The sequence below is a fragment of the Alteromonas aquimaris genome (assembly GCF_026183695.1).
GTDB lineage: Bacteria > Pseudomonadota > Gammaproteobacteria > Enterobacterales > Alteromonadaceae > Alteromonas > Alteromonas aquimaris.
This window is the reverse complement of the sequence record NZ_JAPFRD010000009.1, coordinates 96,034-112,629: the sequence shown is the minus strand read 5'-3', so window position 1 is coordinate 112,629 and position 16,596 is coordinate 96,034. Positions and strand designations below refer to the sequence as shown.

Sequence of the window (16,596 nt, the reverse complement as noted above, 5' to 3'; positions counted from 1 at the left end):
CTCATTTATTAAAATTAAAGTAGTGTCTTATATGACTGATCAAACTCCTCCTCATGTTTCCGAAGAGATGCAAAACAACTGGGTGCGTGAACAATTTCAACGTGCAAATCAACATCTTGCCGAAAATGGCGTTTTATTCGATTCTGTGGTCACCGAAGAGTGCCGTTATCTTGCGCCGCTGGTAGCGATTTGGAAAATAAAAACCACCGATGGTAAATATTTCTGGGTAATTTCTGGTGACGTGCCAGCAGATTTCACTCACTATGAAAATGCCGCCGATGCGCGTGAGTTGCTAAACTATTTTGCTTTGAGATGGCAAATGAAGGCAGAAAATCTGCGCGCCTCAGGGATTAATGATCCCACGCAACTAAACTACGTAGCTTTTCTGGAGAATCGCGCCGAAGGATTATTTAAAATTAAAGAAAAAGAAGAACTGTGGGCTTGATTCGTAGCCCACGTCCTTAACTAATGCATTTGCGTAACATCAGGTTGCGCGAATCGTCTCAACGGACAAGCCATGCGTTGTCTGGGTATTCCTGCTTCCATGAATGCAGGCCCTGACGGCTTAAATCCCAGACTCTGATGATATTCCACACTTTGAAGTTCGCAATTAACTCTTACAGTTTTGCGATTTTGCTGTTTGGCAATGTCAAGCAACGCGCTAAACAATGATTGATAAACATCGCTAGTTCTATATTCTCTACGTACTGCAATTCTACCGATTTCTCCTGCCTTGGTAAGCCTTCCCGTAGCGATGGGGTTCAACTGATTGTCGCATACCAGTACATGTGAAGCTTCTAAATCCTCTTTATCAAACTCAGCATCTCTGGGCAATTGCCATTCAAAGACAAATACTTGTTCACGTAATTGGGTTAGTCGATCTTTACCACTCTGCCAATCGACGTGTTCGACATGAAACGTCATAAAGTATCCTGATGAAGTTGAAATCTAAAAAGCCGAATTTTCCTTAACATCTTGTCTATTAGCGGAGAAGAATTCCTATTCCCCCTAATGTAATAGTTTAGTCAATACGATAAATTGCACAAAAAATATACATTAAAGTTATTTCAGGTTCAGAGCAGATGTGTACACGTCTCTTTGCTAGGGTTCCCCAGCGCTATGCCAATAGCCTTTATTGATAAGATCGGCAAACAGAGACAATAACTCTGGTCGATTGTGGCATTCGTCAAGATCCGTTTTGGCAAATGCGTCCCCTTCAATGCACCGTTTTACCACATCAAAATCGTCATTTACTTCAAAATATTCCCCATCGATATAAATGCGGAGCTGATTACCTTTTTCAGTAAACAGGGGGCGGCACCCCGTTAGCCGCTCAAATTTCTCCCCTTCACACAATCGTCGCTCAAGGTCCTGTGCCGATAAAAGGGATTCAGGAGGGAGAGTCAATAATTCCTGCTCACTTAGTAGTCTTAACAAAGATTGTTCCCATGCAGGATGGTTCAGTGTATTCAGTAGCTGATCCTTCAATTTTTCTATGCTGGTCTCGGTGACCTGTCCTGGATGAGCTTGTAACGATAAAGCGGGATCACTGTAGCGCAGGTTTTTGAAGGTAGGGTCGGAAAACAATGCTTCAAGACTGCGAGTAAGTACTTCAGTATCGGGGGCGCGAAAACCGACTGAATAAGTTAGACAGTCACTGGTGGCGATACCTTCATGGGGCCAGTTTGGCGGAATATACAATACATCGCCTGTTTGTAATTCCACCTCAATTTCCGCCTCGAATGGTGCTACCTGCGCAAGCTGAGGGTGAGGATAAACAGGGTCGTGATGTCCCGGCTTGCCGACTTTCCAGCGTCGCGATCCTTTCCCCTGTACTAAAAAGACATCGTATTGATCAACGTGAGGGCCTACACCCGCACCAGCAACAGCAAAGCTGATCATCAGGTCGTCCATGCGCCAATAGGGAATAAACTTAAACGCTTCCATCATCCGGGCAGCTTCTGGGTGAACTTTATCTACTCCCTGAACAAGCAAGGTCCATTGATGCTGACACACATCAGTAAAATATTTAAACGGCCCCTGAATGACATTCCACTGCTGTCCATTTTTGATAATGGCTCTGCTATCGAGTTCACTATCCTGGGCAAGATAGGCTAATTCATGTTCATCGATAATGTCCTCAAAGTCGGTAAAGAATTGCTGTAAGACGACCGGTTTTTTTTGCCAATATTGATCTAGAAAAATTGCAGAGTTGAAAGACATTATTACCTAACAAGAATGATATAAGTGCGTGAAGTATGCGACCTGCCAGCACGTCTTGCAACGTTAAGCGGGTAAATTCTCTTTATGCCAAAATATGATGGGACGCATTTTCTTGCTGCACCAAGATAACCTGGTAGCACTGCGTTGACTGTACACTGCGGGCAATCACTTCGCAAACTGCAATATAGCCAGGCGTTACAGCCTGCTCCAGGCGAGCAGCGCGATTCACCGTCTTACCCCACACGTCAAAACAAGGACGCTGACTGCCAATCACGCCGCCCGTAACTGAGCCCATCGCTATGCCTACGCGTATATCACATGGCATATGCAATTCACCAAATACTCTGTTCACTGCTTTTACCATGTGACGGGCGAATTCTATAGCGTTGCCGATGCACTGTTGTTTAGTTACCGCTGTCGATGACATGAAGGGTAAGCCAGCAACTGCCATATATTCATCACCATTGGTTTTAAGCTTTTCAATGTTAAACCTTGAAGCGAGCTGGTCAAACTGCCGATATAGCGAATCTAAAATTGCGACTATTTCATCGTCGTCATAATGCTGTGAAAGCTGGGTATAGCCATGTAAATCGGCAAATAAAACGCAAACGTTGTCGAACCGTTCCTGGTAACCTTTTGGCCACTGACACTGCGCCAAGTGTTGAGGCTGTGGTAAAAACGACTCAATCACTTCATGAGTCTTGCGTTGCAGCGCTTTCAAATGCCTCCATTTTTGTCTGGCATAGTGTTGCATCGACAGGAGAATCATACAACTGGCCGCCATGAGAGTGATACTATTTGTCAGCCTCATTGTTGCCGTCCAATGCTCAAATGGGAACAAGCAATAAACCTCTAAACCTAGAAACGTAATCAACAAAATTGAATGGGTGAACCATTTCATTTTTTTCTCCTGACGCAAATAAAAACTGTTATTCACTAACACGCTGAACAACAAAAAATGATGAAGACCGAGGTCCTCTTGCCACAATACCGTGGTGCTAGTTATAAAAGTCAGGAAGGAAAGGGTCAGGGTTGCACGAGCCAGTTTCCACTTATTTAAATAGGAAAGCGTAAAGGAAAACAGCAGTAAACACAGGTGGAGGATAGAATTAAAAAGTAAAAATGGCGTGGCTAAATGATAATAGATAAGGGCCAGTGGCAACTGGGCGCTAAGACAAAACAACGCGATGAGAGTTGTACGCTTTACAATACGCGTCTGGTATTGTTCTCGCCTCTCGGCAACCGAAGGATAAATTAAATGATACAAAGCCTTGCTTCTGGAGTGTGGATAAAACCAGAAACAAGACTAACTGACCATTGATGTTAAGGTAACTGATCCACCAGCCTGATTGCATCACCGATATATGTGGCGGGGCTGAGTGCTTTCAGTTCAGCTTTAGCACTATCCGGCATCTCTAGCTTGTCGATAAAGTCGGCGATAACTTCAGCGTTAACCTTTTTACCTCGAGTCAATTCTTTTAATTTTTCGTACGGCTTTTCAATGCCATAGCGACGCATAACGGTTTGGATGGGTTCAGCTAAAAGCTCCCAGTTAGCGTCTAGCTCCGCGCGCAGACTGGCCTCATTCACTTCCAACTTGCCGATGCCTTTTAGCGTCGCTTCATAAGCAATGACAGAATAACCTGCACCCACACCTAAATTACGTAACACGGTAGAGTCTGTAAGATCACGTTGCCAGCGCGAAATCGGTAGTTTGGCACTTAAATGATTGAACACCGCATTGGCTAGGCCGAGGTTGCCCTCAGAGTTCTCGAAGTCAATAGGGTTAACCTTATGCGGCATCGTTGAGGAGCCAATTTCACCAGCCACGGTTTTCTGCTTAAAATGGCCTAACGCAATATAACCCCAGACATCGCGATCAAAATCAATCAGAATCGTGTTGAATCGCGCAACAGCATCGAATAATTCCGCAATGTAGTCATGAGGTTCAATTTGGGTGGTAAAGGCATTCCAAGTGAGGCCCAAACGGGTAACAAACTTTTCTGAAAAGGCATGCCAGTCAATATTCGGATATGCTGACAGATGCGCGTTGTAATTACCTACCGCGCCATTAATTTTACCCATCAGCTCAATTTGCGCAATTTGCTTGCGTTGTCTGATAAGACGCAGTGCCACATTGGCCATCTCTTTCCCCATCGTCGTTGGAGAAGCAGGTTGACCGTGCGTGCGTGCCATCATTGGAATGTCACGGTACGCTTTGGCCAGCTGGCTGATGGCGTCGATTAATTTATCACAATAAGGCAATAAAACGGACTCCCGGGCCTCTGATAGCATCAGGCCATGGGACAAATTGTTTATATCTTCCGATGTACAGGCAAAATGAATAAACTCGTTTACCTTATTGAGTTCGTCGTGGCTGGTAACTTTTTCTTTAAGAAAATACTCAACCGCTTTGACATCGTGGTTCGTGGTGCGCTCAATGTCTTTGATACGTTGGGCATCATTAACAGAGAAGTCAGTGACAATTTTGTCGAGCAGTTGATTGGCACTTTGGGAAAAAGCGGGAACTTCGCTTATCTGCGGATGTTCGGCCAGCATTTGTAACCAGCGCACTTCTACTTCAACACGGTATTTAAGTAGACCATACTCGCTGAAAATACTTCTTAATGCCTGGCTTTTTCCAGCATAGCGGCCATCCACTGGGGAAATTGCGGTTAACTGACTCAGTTCCACCTGTTACACCTCGATTAATTGATTAACTTAAGTGCTTCATAAGCACTGTGTAAAATTTGTTTGCGTTTAAACAGAATTTGGCGACGCTTACCGCCCATTTGGCGCCACATGACGGCGGCGCGAACCCCCGCCAGTAACAAGGCGCGTACGCGTTGTTGATTGGTCACCTTACTAAGATGTTCTGGATTTCCCGCCACCTGAATTCTAGGTGCCAAAGGGCTCACGATATCACTATATATACTAGCTAATGCTGCAGTGATTTGCGTATTTTCAAAATCCACGTGTGCCAGTTGACGTTGAACGTGGGAAATCCTCTTAGCAAGTTCATCGAGTGCCTCCTGTTTTCCCGCCAGCTTGCGTTCCAGTCCCAGGATGCTCGCCACATAGCGGGTGATCTCAGTATCCTTGGAGGTGGACTTATCTGATAATTGAGAAACTAAAGTCTGATAACCCAACTTTAAATTTTCAAGGCTGCCAAAAACCTGTTGTGGGGTATCAGGATCGGTGACTAATATGCTCGAAAGACTAGCCTCAAAAGCGCGTTCATCAACTGAACCTTTGCGCGCAAGTTGCTTAACCAAAGCTGCCGCCTGACAAACTCCTGCCAGAGCTAAATGTTGTTCAATTTGAGGTGTCATAATTAACGAATATAACTCTCTATAATTCCACCACCCAGGCAGACTTCACTCTGATAAAAAACGGCTGACTGGCCTGGGGTTACTGCTTTTTGGGGGGAGTCGAACATCACTTCAATTTCGTCTTCACCAATGGGCGTAACGGTACATGAAATGTCAGCTTGGCGATAACGTGTTTTAACCATTGCTTTTATGGGCGTGGTCAACGCTTTGCGATCCACCCAATGAAGCTGCTTTGCCAATAACCCTTTCGAATAGAGGCGAGGGTGGTCCGCGCCCTGTCCAACCACTAAAACGTTTCTTTTTACGTCTTTATCCACGACATACCAAGGATCGTCACCGTGCTCTTTTAAGCCGCCTATGTGAAGCCCCTTGCGTTGTCCCAGCGTGTGGTACATCAATCCTTCGTGTTTACCAATTACTTCACCTTCGGCTGTTTCGATTTGCCCAGGTTGTGCGGGGAGATAACGGGATAAGAAGTCTTTGAATTTACGCTCACCGATAAAACAAATTCCAGTGGAGTCTTTTTTGTCATGGGTGATAAGCCCTTGCTCTTCCGCAATCTTTCTCACCAGCGGTTTTTCAAGTTCGCCTACCGGAAAGAGCGTTTTGGCAACATGATGCTCGCCCAGTGTGTAGAGGAAATAACTCTGGTCTTTATTGTCATCCAATCCACGCAATAGTTGCCAGTTGTCATGCTGATGACGTCGGCGAACATAGTGCCCGGTGGCAATATAATCAGCGCCCAGATCCTCTGCGGCAAATTCAAGAAATGCTTTAAATTTGATTTCCTTATTGCACATAATATCCGGATTGGGTGTGCGTCCCGCTTTGTACTCCGCCAGGAAATACTCAAATACATTGTCCCAGTATTCAGCGGCAAAATTAATTGTGTGCAAAGGGATATCAAGTTTATCCGCCACGGCTTGGGCATCTTTGAGATCTTCTGCTGCGGCACAATATTCGTCGTTATCATCCTCTTCCCAGTTTTTCATAAACAGGCCTTCTACCTGATAGCCTTGCTCTTTGAGCAGGTATGCGGAGACGGATGAATCTACGCCACCAGACATTCCTACGATGACTTTCTTCGCAGCTGGGTCGGTAATGGGTGTTGAAGATGTTGACACGGCGTCTACCTTGTATCCTCAGAGGGTCACTAAAAGTCGCGGATTTTAACAGAATATTTGGCATATGGCACGTGCAGGGTGCGCTTTCTTATGCAAGTAAACTGGACGTAACAACAGGATTAACTGAGTGTTACATATTCACCGTTCTTTATACCATCAATGGTCCAGTTGCCTACGCGATAGCGAACGAGACGAAGGGTAGGGTAGCCAACATGTGCTGTCATTCTGCGTACCTGGCGATTTTTACCTTCACTTATCGTCATGCTTAGCCAGGTAGTGGGAATGTGTTTTCTAAACCTGACCGGTGGATTACGGGGCCAAACAGCAGGTTCGTCAATAATCTTTACTTTGGCAGGCTGGGTTAGGCCATCCTTTAGTTCCACGCCACCCTGTAAGGCCTTAATTGCCCTGTCATCAGGTATACCTTCCACCTGTACCCAGTATGTCTTGCTGGTTTTCGCCTTCGGGTGGGTGAGTTTATGTTGCAGCTTGCCGTCATTAGTCAATACGAGTAAGCCTTCGGAGTCACGGTCAAGCCTGCCTGCTGCGTAAATATTTGGGATATCAATGAAATCTTTCAGCGTTTGGCGGTTATCGGCATCGGTGAATTGAGTAAGCACATTAAATGGCTTATTAAACAGAACGATGGTCGAAGAGGTTGATTTTGTCTGTTTTTTCATAGAGCGTCAGATAATCCTTACATTTTTTGTGAAAAGCTCACATTTAAGAGGTGTGTAACGTCTATAACCCGTTGGTATGACTTGTAACTCAGATAATCGACCCTATACTAATGGGCGCGGTTTTTAATATAACCTGTTCACTGAGGTATTTGGCGTAATTTCCTGACCATTTTAAGAAGGTCTTACGTAAATCATAACACTTGTTGCATGACTTATAAGCAATCAGCAAGAATTTGAGGTTATGTTAGCAAAAAATCAAAACGGAACGAAAACGGTAAACAATACCGACAACATTGAGGTATATAATGACTAAAGCCAAGTCGACAATCATCTATACCAAAACAGATGAAGCGCCAATGCTGGCCACCTATTCCCTGTTACCCATAATTAAAAAGTTTACGGGCGAAGCAGGCGTAGAAATTGAGCTGAGTGATATTTCACTCGCGGGACGTATATTAGCGAATTTCCCTGATTATCTGGCAGATGATCAGCGAATTCCGGATGCATTAAGCCAGTTAGGTGAGATGACTCAAGATGAGAATGCAAACATCATCAAGCTCCCTAACATCAGTGCGTCAATCCCTCAGTTAAGAGCCGCAATTAAAGAGTTAAACGCCAAAGGATTCAATGTTCCACCATTTCCAGAAGATCCCAAATCCGACGAAGAAAAAGAGATTCGTGAACGCTATGGAAAGATTTTGGGAAGTGCGGTGAATCCGGTATTGCGCGAGGGCAACTCAGATCGTCGTGCGCCTACTGCTGTTAAAAATTACGCGCGTAAACACCCTCATTCAATGGGGGAGTGGAGTCAGGCTTCACGCTCCCATGTGGCTCACATGCGTGGTGGCGATTTTTACTCCAGTGAAAAATCCACTACTATCGACAAAGCCGGACATGTCAGCATTGAATTTACGGATAAAAACGGCAATAAGAAAACCCTGAAGCCGAAAGTAGAACTGCAACAAGATGAAGTCATCGATGGCATGTTTATGAGCAAAAATGCCTTATGCAAGTTCTTCGAAGAGCAAATTGAAGACGCGAAAAACTCCAACGTGTTGTTTTCTTTGCATGTAAAAGCCACCATGATGAAAGTATCGCACCCCATCGTATTCGGGCACTGCGTTAAAGTCTTCTATAAAGAATTGTTTGACAAGTATGGTGAGTTATTCAACGAGCTCGGCGTGAACCCTAACAATGGTTTGGGTAGTGTTTACGATAAAATTTCGAGCTTGCCTGAGTCACAACGCTCTGAGATCCAAAAAGACATTAATAAGTGTTATGCCGATCGCCCACCAATTGCGATGGTAAACTCTGACAAGGGTATTTCTAATCTGCACGTGCCAAGCGATGTAATTGTCGATGCCTCCATGCCAGCGATGATCAGAAATTCTGGTCAAATGTGGGGACCAGATGGAAAAGCGCATGACACCAAAGCGGTGATCCCAGAAAGCACCTACGCGACGATTTACCAGGAAGTCATTAATTTCTGTAAAACCCATGGTGCATTCGATCCCACCACAATGGGAACCGTGCCGAACGTAGGTTTAATGGCACAAAAAGCCGAAGAATATGGTTCCCATGACAAAACCTTCGAAATGGAAGCTGACGGTAAAGTACAAATTATCGATCAAGATGGCCAAGTGTTGATTGAACACGATGTCGAACAGGGCGATATCTGGCGCATGTGTCAGGTTAAGGACGCACCTATTCAGGATTGGGTAAAGCTTGCTGTCACGCGAGCGCGTCAGTCAGGTATGCCAGCGGTGTTTTGGCTTGATGATGAGCGTGCACACGATGCGCAGCTTATAAAGAAAGTGAATAAGTATCTGCAAGGGCATGACCTGTCGGGACTAGATATCCAGATCATGTCTCCCGTACGTGCGATCCGTTACACCATGGAGCGTGCGATTCGAGGTTTAGACACTATCTCGGTAACGGGTAACGTATTGCGTGACTACCTGACTGATTTATTTCCCATTCTGGAATTAGGTACCAGTGCGAAAATGTTGTCAATCGTCCCCCTTATGGCGGGAGGCGGTCTGTATGAAACGGGTGCAGGTGGTTCAGCGCCTAAGCATGTTCAGCAGTTTGTTGAAGAGGGACATCTTCGGTGGGATTCGTTAGGTGAGTTTTTAGCGCTGGCAGTTTCGTTAGAAGACTTAGCTAATAAGCAAAGTAATAATCGAGCCAAACTTCTTTCTAGTGCGCTTGATAAGGCCACAGAGCAACTCTTAAATAATGGCAAGTCACCCCGTCGTAAGGCCGGGGAGCTAGATAACCGAGGCAGCCATGTTTATCTTGCTTTGTATTGGGCACAAGAGCTGGCAAATCAAACTGAAGACAGTGAACTGGCAACCACCTTCAAGTCAGTACATGAGAAGCTTTCTGCCAAGATAGATGCAATTATTGCAGAAATCGATAGCACGCAGGGTAAACCTCAGGACATTGGTGGTTATTATTATCCTGACGAAGATAAAGTGTATTCGGCAATGTCGCCAAGTAAGACGTTGCATGAAATACTGCAATAGCTTCAGGTAATACATATAAAAAACCCGGTTTCAACCGGGTTTTTTTATATTATGGAATGTTCACTTATTAATTATGGCACAACACTATCATCCAGAAGAGGGAGCATATCGCTTCTGTTTGTATCTATTTGCCAACCCCATTGTTTGGAATCGGTCAATAGCCATAAAAAAGGTCTTTTATATTCAAAAGGAATTAATAAAAGACCTTTTTCTTTAAAATTAATTCAGGTTAGAACTCAACGTTCAGGTTCGTCTTTTAAACCTATATTTTCAGCGTGCAGCCCTTTAGGACCTTGCTGTACTTCAAAGGTCACTTCCTGACCCGCTTTGAGAGAACGATAACCTTCCATTTGAATGGTTGAGTAATGCGCGAAGATATCTTCACCACCGTCTTCAGGAACGATAAATCCGAAACCTTTTGCATTGTTAAACCACTTTACTTTACCAACCGCCATACTTCGACTTCCTCATAATCCTTGAACTCACACAAATATGTCCCCACAATAAAGCTAAGGACACTGTGATAAAGTTGTCACAATCTCTATCACAGAACAAACTGTAGATATTTTAACCGGCGTATGTCAAGGCTAAATTGAAGAATTAATATTAAAAAAATTCTAAATGATCCGCTGAGTACAACTATGATTAGATTATGAGTAAAGACAACTCGATAAGTATTGAGAAAGAAAAGTTACGAGAAACGGTGCGCAAGAAAGTTGAGCCGCCGCCGATGTATAAGGTGTTATTGAATAACGATGATTACACCCCAATGGATTTCGTAGTCGAGGTGCTTATGCACTTTTTTAATATGGATGCTGAGAAGGCCAATCAGATAATGCTGACAATACATTATCAAGGTAAAGCAATCTGCGGAATTTTCACTGCAGAAGTGGCGGAAACCAAGGTTATGCAGGTCAATCAGTATGCACGTAAGCATCAACATCCGCTTATGTGCTCCATGGAGCAGGCGTAGTTAACCAATAGAGGGCGCGTATTATGTTAAATAAAGAATTAGAACAAACCTTAAATGAAGCGTTTGTTTTTGCCAGAGAACATCGCCATGAATTCATGACTGTAGAGCATCTATTGCTAGCACTATTGGATAACAGCGCTGCCAAGGAAGCGTTAAAAGCGTGCGGCGCCAACATTGATTCAATCAAAAGTGAACTGATTGAATTTGTGAAAGATACCACGCCTTTGATTTTAGAAGATCAAAGTAACGAAAGAGAAACGCAGCCTACTTTAGGCTTCCAACGCGTACTGCAACGCGCAGTATTTCATGTGCAGTCCTCCGGTAAAGATGAAGTGACAGGCGCAAATGTGTTGGTGGCTATATTTAGTGAACAGGAATCGCAGGCTGTTTATATTCTTAAAAAGTCAGATGTAACGCGGCTGGATGTGGTGAACTTTATCAGTCATGGCGTCAGTAAAGCCGACGACGAAGGCGAGGGCTCGGCGGATCCGGGTGAAGAAACGGCGGAATCCGAAGAGGGTGGCTCAGCTTTGTCAAAGTATGCGACTGATCTCAATAGACTGGCCAAAGAGGGTAAAATAGATCCGCTTATTGGTCGTGATGCGGAGCTGGAACGCACAATTCAGATCCTTTGCCGCCGGCGTAAAAATAACCCTCTGTTAGTGGGCGAGGCCGGGGTGGGAAAAACCGCCATAGCAGAAGGGCTAGCGTATCGGATAGAGCATGAAACTGTACCGGCGGTAATTGAAAACAGCACAATCTATTCCCTGGATTTAGGAGGCTTATTGGCGGGCACTAAATACCGAGGAGATTTTGAAAAGCGTTTAAAGTCAATTTTACGTGAACTTAGTAAAGACGAAAACGCGATTTTGTTCATCGACGAAATTCATACCATCATTGGCGCGGGAGCAGCGTCAGGTGGGGTGATGGATGCGTCAAATCTGCTTAAACCTAAATTAAGCAGTGGCGAATTGCGTTGCGTCGGCTCAACAACTTTTCAGGAATACCAAGGTATATTTGAAAAAGACAGAGCGCTTGCGCGTCGTTTTCAGAAGATTGATGTGTCCGAACCTAGTGTGAGTGACACCACGAAAATTCTGCAGGGGCTTAAATCTCGATACGAAGAGCATCACAGTGTGCGTTTCACCCAAAAAGCCCTACAAGCAGCTGCTGAACTGTCAGCCAAGTATATAAATGAACGACATTTGCCGGACAAGGCGATCGATGTTATCGACGAGGCGGGCGCCAGTCAGCGATTACTGCCTCAATCGAAGCGCAAGAAAACGATTAATGTGGGCGATATCGAGCAAATTATTGCCAAGATGGCCCGCATCCCCGAAAAGTCTGTATCGGCTTCGGATAAAGAGGTGCTGCAGAATTTAGGACGTAACCTGAAAATGGTGGTGTTTGGGCAGGATAAAGCGATTGAAACGCTGACTGATGCGATTCATCTATCACGCTCTGGTTTGGGTACCGATACTAAACCCATTGGCAGTTTCTTATTCGCTGGACCAACGGGGGTGGGTAAAACAGAAGTTACCCAACAACTCGCCAAAATCATGGGCGTGGAGTTAGTCCGCTTTGATATGTCTGAGTACATGGAACGTCATGCCGTAAGCCGTTTAATTGGTGCTCCTCCAGGCTACGTCGGATTTGATCAGGGCGGCTTACTGACTGATGCGGTGATAAAACATCCATACTCGGTTGTTTTACTGGATGAGATCGAAAAAGCGCATAGTGATATTTACAATATTTTGTTGCAGGTGATGGATCACGGTACGCTGACTGACAACAATGGGCGAAAGGTTGACTTTCGTAATGTGGTGCTGGTTATGACCACTAATGCGGGGGTTAAGGAGACGGTTCGTAAGTCGATTGGATTCCGTCAACAGGATCACAGTCACGATGCAATGTCAGAAATAAATAAGGTGTTCTCGCCTGAGTTTAGAAATCGTCTTGATGGCATCATTTGGTTTAATCATCTGGATGCCAATGTCATTCTGCAAGTGGTAGACAAGTTTATTATTGAGTTGCAGGCACAATTAGATGTGAAAGGTGTTTCCTTTGAGGTGTCCGAAGGTGCTCGCGCTTACCTTGCAGAAAAGGGATATGACAAGGCCATGGGGGCTCGCCCAATGTCACGCTTGATTAAAGAAGAAATTAAAAAAGAGCTGGCTAATGAACTGTTATTCGGTGAGTTGAATAAGGGGGGGAACGTCATTGTCGATTATGATGGTGAAAAGCTAAGTTTCACCTATAACATGCAAAACTCTGAGACGCAGGAAACGGAAGAAAGCTAGTCACCGGATGTTCCTGTTAGCTATCATATCAAAGCCCGATTTCTTGATGAGGTCGGGCTTTTTTTATTTATGCATTGGCGCTTCGCAAACATAGTGTCGGCGGCATCCCACTCTGACTTTCAAGCAGTTAACAAACACGTTGTCAAATTCTGCAACTTTTTACCGCTGCTATGAAAGGTGGAGGAATTTAAAAAAAGAGACCCTCGATTAGAGGGTCTCTTATTTCTGACTGTATTCTCTGTTTACCGCGTCAATTAGAACTTATAACGCACACCTAACTGAACCTTCCAAACTGACGCCACAGAGGCCACTGAAGGCTGTGGTTCAGAGAAGTTGTCATAGACATACTGACCGTTATCATTAACTGAAACGTCAACCACAGGTGCATTAAACGGCTGTACATAACCTTCTGCACGACCCCAGTCATCATTTAACAAGTTACCCAGGTTCTCAATATCGAAAATAACTTCGATTGCTTGCTCGTCAGTGATCATGATTTCCTGCATAAAACGTACGTCGATACGGTTTATCCATGAACTTTCACAGGCATGGCGACGCGAAATGGTGCCAGCATTATCAGCTAAACAATCGTTTGCACCGATATAGTTAAAGAACGCATCTTGGTCAAAACCAGGTGCATACGTAACAATTGAGTCGTTAGGATCTGTTGGAATGTATAGCGATTGGGAGTTGTAAGCAGTCCAGTCAGCAAAAGGAGCCGCAACGAAGCCACCGAATTCAGCCGTTGTTGAACGCATTGTATGACTGTAATGTCTGCCTGAGCGACCAGTATACAGGACGTTAACCGTTGTCAAACTGTCACCAAATAACGCTTCACTCCAGCTAAAGTTTGCCGATAATGCGTGACGAACTTCGTATTCAGAATTATATAATGTCTCTGACTGGAAATCGAAGTTAGCGGGCATTGAGTAACCTTCGAACGCTACAAATGCGTTACCTGGGTTCACCTCATCGATATCCTGATAGGTGTAACCAAGATCTAACCCAAACATTCCATAGTCGGTGTACCAGCTTTTACTCGCGCCAAAGCTCCATACTTGACCACCACCTTTGCCAGTGTTTTCTAAAGAAAGGTCAAAAGGTGCCACCTGATTGTAGACTGGACGACCATCTGGGGCGGTACCGACTTGTTCAAGGTTTAATTCGCGATAGATAGCCGCGTTATTAACTTCACTCAATATAAAGTCAGCACTTAGTGTCCACTCCTCACCTAGGTAAGGAATATCTTGTCTACGTTCTACCCCTAAGTTTAATTTCCAGACACTTGGAATTTCAAAATCAGGCGCTATAGAGTTGGTGTCGCCAGCGCCTATCACGCCTGCAAAACCGCCCATTTCTAACATGCTTAGCACTTCCGGCGGTGTGTTTCTGCCATCAAAGCAACTACCAAAACAACCTGCAAATGCTTTTCTTACCCCGTCGTTACCGTATGAATTTGACAACCAAACGTTCGGGCCGCCGCCGCCAAACAGGCCAACGCCTCCACGGAAAATGGTTTCGTCATCGAAGTTGTAGGTAAAGCCAACACGAGGTTCGAATAAATCTAACCCGTCAAAGTTTTCTTGATTGGTGTACCCGTGACGTTCAACAAAGTTCTCGTTTAAAACAGGTTTGTCATCATTGGTATAGGTTGTATAACGGAAGCCATAGGTTAGCGTCAGATCAAAATTGATATTCCACTCATCTTGCAGATAAAACGTATCTAAAGAATATTCGAACTCATCTACAGCGTTACGCGGGTTGCCATCCAATGAATTCTGGAATACGTGGAAGGCCAAATTATTTTCGAATGCGTCGACACTATCAAACATTGACATGCCTAATGAACCGAAAACAAACAAATTATAAATTTCCAGCTCTTCATGTTCCCAACCAAAGGTCAACTTATGCTCGTCATTCAGGTAGTAATCACCTTTTAGCTTTAACGCCAGACGGTTGTTGTCCAACTCATTTGCATGACGGAACTGATCAGGACCAATATACAGTTGACCACCATTATCTGTGGTGATCAGCATCTGACCAAAGTTTGCCCCTAGCAGTGGATCCTGTGATGTCACTACCTTTTTGTTAGAAACCTTGATTTCAGTAGAAAAATCTTCGCTCCAGTCTGAGAATACTTGTAAGCTAACCGCCTCAAGGGTTTCAGCCTGATTATAACGGTTGGACTGGGCACTGGCTATATTAGAGTTAGGGAAGGTCTCTACCCAGTAATCACGAACCGTATTGCCTTCGTTATCCTGATAAGTCAGTGAAGCGCGATGATCATCATTAATATACCAGTCTAATTTAACCAGCAGCTTTTCATCTTCTTCTTCTTTTGGAACGTTGTAACCACCGATATCATAATTCCACACGCTTTGTGCAATTTGAGAAATGCGGTCGAAATCGGCTTGTGTTACCCCAATCCGTTCATTAGGTTCAATGCTGCCGTTTTGATTATCTAGTGGAAACGAGTAGGGTGAAGTGGCTTCGAATTTCTCGTAGGAAGCAAAGAAGAAAAGTTTATCTTCTAAAATTGGGCCGCCTAAAGAGAAACCGTACGTATCTTCTTTAAACTCACCAATGTTAAGATCCTGACCTTCACTCTTATCACCGATCAGGCTGTCGTCTGAACGGAAATAGAACGCGGAACCGTGAAATTCGTTTGTGCCAGATTTGGTAACAATGTTCACGTTGCCGCCCTGGAAGTCACCATAGGTGACATCAAACGGAGCGATGTTTACTGATAACTGTTCAATAGCGTCCAGAGAGATAGGCGTACGACGGCCCGGATACCCATTCTTATTTAGGCCGAAATCATCGTTTTGCTTAACACCATCTACCGTTAAGCTGTTGCCTCGTACGTTACCACCGGCGATAGACATGGCTGGGCCACCATCTGCGGTGGGGTCAACAATAATTTTAGAGTCACGCTTAAGCAGCGATTTAATATCACGGCTAATTGAGGGCGTCTTGTTAATATCACCTTCAGTAAATTCAGAGCTCGGCCCTTTCTTAAACGCACCAGCCATGGCAACCTGTCCGGTGACAGAAATGGTTTCGTACTCTGGTTGACTTTCTGCAGCCGTGAGCGAGACACTTGCTGTGCGTCCCAGTTGTAAAAACAAGTCATCAATGGTCTGTGCTTCATATTGTGAGCCGTCCTGTAAGCGAACAATGTAGGGCCCACCAACGGTCAAACCTGACGTTTGGAAAATACCGCTATCCGTAGTAGTTAAAACCTTTCTGGTTCCTGTAGGGGTATGAATAACTTCGACTACCGCACCCGAAATTGGGTTGCCGGTTGTATCTACAACCTGACCACGAATTTCAGACGATGTCTCTTGTGCCGAAGCCTGGCCAGCTGCAACAAGTGCACTTGTAACCAAAAGGGCTACTCGGGTTAATTTAAGCATGTGTTTTCTCCGCTCTAAGC

General features: G+C 44.6%; 13 protein-coding genes. 4 read left to right on the top strand and 9 right to left on the bottom strand.

Annotated features, from left to right (window positions below):
* Positions 1 to 31: 31 nt before the first annotated feature.
* Positions 32 to 445 (top strand): DUF4826 family protein, encoded by a 414-nt coding sequence (locus tag OPS25_RS06690; protein WP_265616872.1) that lies wholly within the window; start codon positions 32 to 34, stop codon positions 443 to 445.
* 20 nt (positions 446 to 465) lie between these two features.
* Here the strand turns inward: OPS25_RS06690 and OPS25_RS06685 are convergent, their stop codons facing one another.
* From OPS25_RS06685 to OPS25_RS06655, 7 genes are all read right to left on the bottom strand, one after another.
* Positions 466 to 924 carry a GNAT family N-acetyltransferase gene (locus OPS25_RS06685; protein ID WP_265616871.1) on the bottom strand — a complete coding sequence of 153 codons (459 nt, stop codon included), beginning with the start codon at positions 922 to 924 and terminating at the stop codon, positions 466 to 468.
* 177 nt (positions 925 to 1,101) lie between these two features.
* Positions 1,102 to 2,223: a JmjC domain-containing protein gene (locus OPS25_RS06680; RefSeq protein ID WP_265616870.1), complete on the bottom strand. Its 1,122-nt coding sequence runs from the start codon at positions 2,221 to 2,223 to the stop codon at positions 1,102 to 1,104.
* An 82-nt stretch (positions 2,224 to 2,305) separates the two neighbouring features.
* Complete coding sequence (locus tag OPS25_RS06675) at positions 2,306 to 3,124, bottom strand: adenylate/guanylate cyclase domain-containing protein (RefSeq protein ID WP_265616869.1); 819 nt, start codon at positions 3,122 to 3,124, stop codon at positions 2,306 to 2,308.
* 422 nt (positions 3,125 to 3,546) lie between these two features.
* A complete protein-coding gene (gene purB / locus OPS25_RS06670) occupies positions 3,547 to 4,917 on the bottom strand; it encodes an adenylosuccinate lyase (protein ID WP_265616868.1) in 1,371 nt (456 codons plus the stop codon).
* Positions 4,918 to 4,931: 14 nt separating this feature from the next.
* Positions 4,932 to 5,555 carry a high frequency lysogenization protein HflD gene (gene hflD / locus OPS25_RS06665; RefSeq protein ID WP_268741410.1) on the bottom strand — a complete coding sequence of 208 codons (624 nt, stop codon included), beginning with the start codon at positions 5,553 to 5,555 and terminating at the stop codon, positions 4,932 to 4,934.
* A 2-nt stretch (positions 5,556 to 5,557) separates the two neighbouring features.
* A complete protein-coding gene (gene mnmA, locus OPS25_RS06660; protein ID WP_265616867.1) occupies positions 5,558 to 6,679 on the bottom strand; it encodes a tRNA 2-thiouridine(34) synthase MnmA in 1,122 nt (373 codons plus the stop codon).
* Between the two features lie 119 nt (positions 6,680 to 6,798).
* On the bottom strand, positions 6,799 to 7,359 hold the full coding sequence (locus OPS25_RS06655; protein ID WP_265616866.1) for an rRNA large subunit pseudouridine synthase E: 561 nt from the start codon (positions 7,357 to 7,359) through the stop codon (positions 6,799 to 6,801).
* A gap of 305 nt (positions 7,360 to 7,664) precedes the next feature.
* Here OPS25_RS06655 and OPS25_RS06650 point away from each other — a divergent pair, with 305 nt between their 5' ends.
* A complete protein-coding gene (locus OPS25_RS06650) occupies positions 7,665 to 9,887 on the top strand; it encodes an NADP-dependent isocitrate dehydrogenase (protein ID WP_265616865.1) in 2,223 nt (740 codons plus the stop codon).
* 236 nt (positions 9,888 to 10,123) lie between these two features.
* Here OPS25_RS06650 and cspD read toward each other — a convergent pair whose 3' ends face one another.
* Positions 10,124 to 10,342 carry a cold shock domain-containing protein CspD gene (gene cspD, locus OPS25_RS06645; protein ID WP_169211691.1) on the bottom strand — a complete coding sequence of 73 codons (219 nt, stop codon included), beginning with the start codon at positions 10,340 to 10,342 and terminating at the stop codon, positions 10,124 to 10,126.
* A 197-nt stretch (positions 10,343 to 10,539) separates the two neighbouring features.
* Here cspD and clpS point away from each other — a divergent pair, with 197 nt between their 5' ends.
* The gene (clpS, locus tag OPS25_RS06640) at positions 10,540 to 10,860 is read left to right on the top strand and encodes an ATP-dependent Clp protease adapter ClpS (protein ID WP_265616864.1); all 321 of its coding nucleotides are present in this window, start codon (positions 10,540 to 10,542) and stop codon (positions 10,858 to 10,860) included.
* A 23-nt stretch (positions 10,861 to 10,883) separates the two neighbouring features.
* Complete coding sequence (clpA, locus tag OPS25_RS06635) at positions 10,884 to 13,160, top strand: ATP-dependent Clp protease ATP-binding subunit ClpA (RefSeq protein WP_265616863.1); 2,277 nt, start codon at positions 10,884 to 10,886, stop codon at positions 13,158 to 13,160.
* Positions 13,161 to 13,414: 254 nt separating this feature from the next.
* Here clpA and OPS25_RS06630 read toward each other — a convergent pair whose 3' ends face one another.
* Complete coding sequence (locus OPS25_RS06630; protein WP_265616862.1) at positions 13,415 to 16,576, bottom strand: TonB-dependent receptor; 3,162 nt, start codon at positions 16,574 to 16,576, stop codon at positions 13,415 to 13,417.
* Between the last annotated feature and the right edge of the window lie 20 nt (positions 16,577 to 16,596).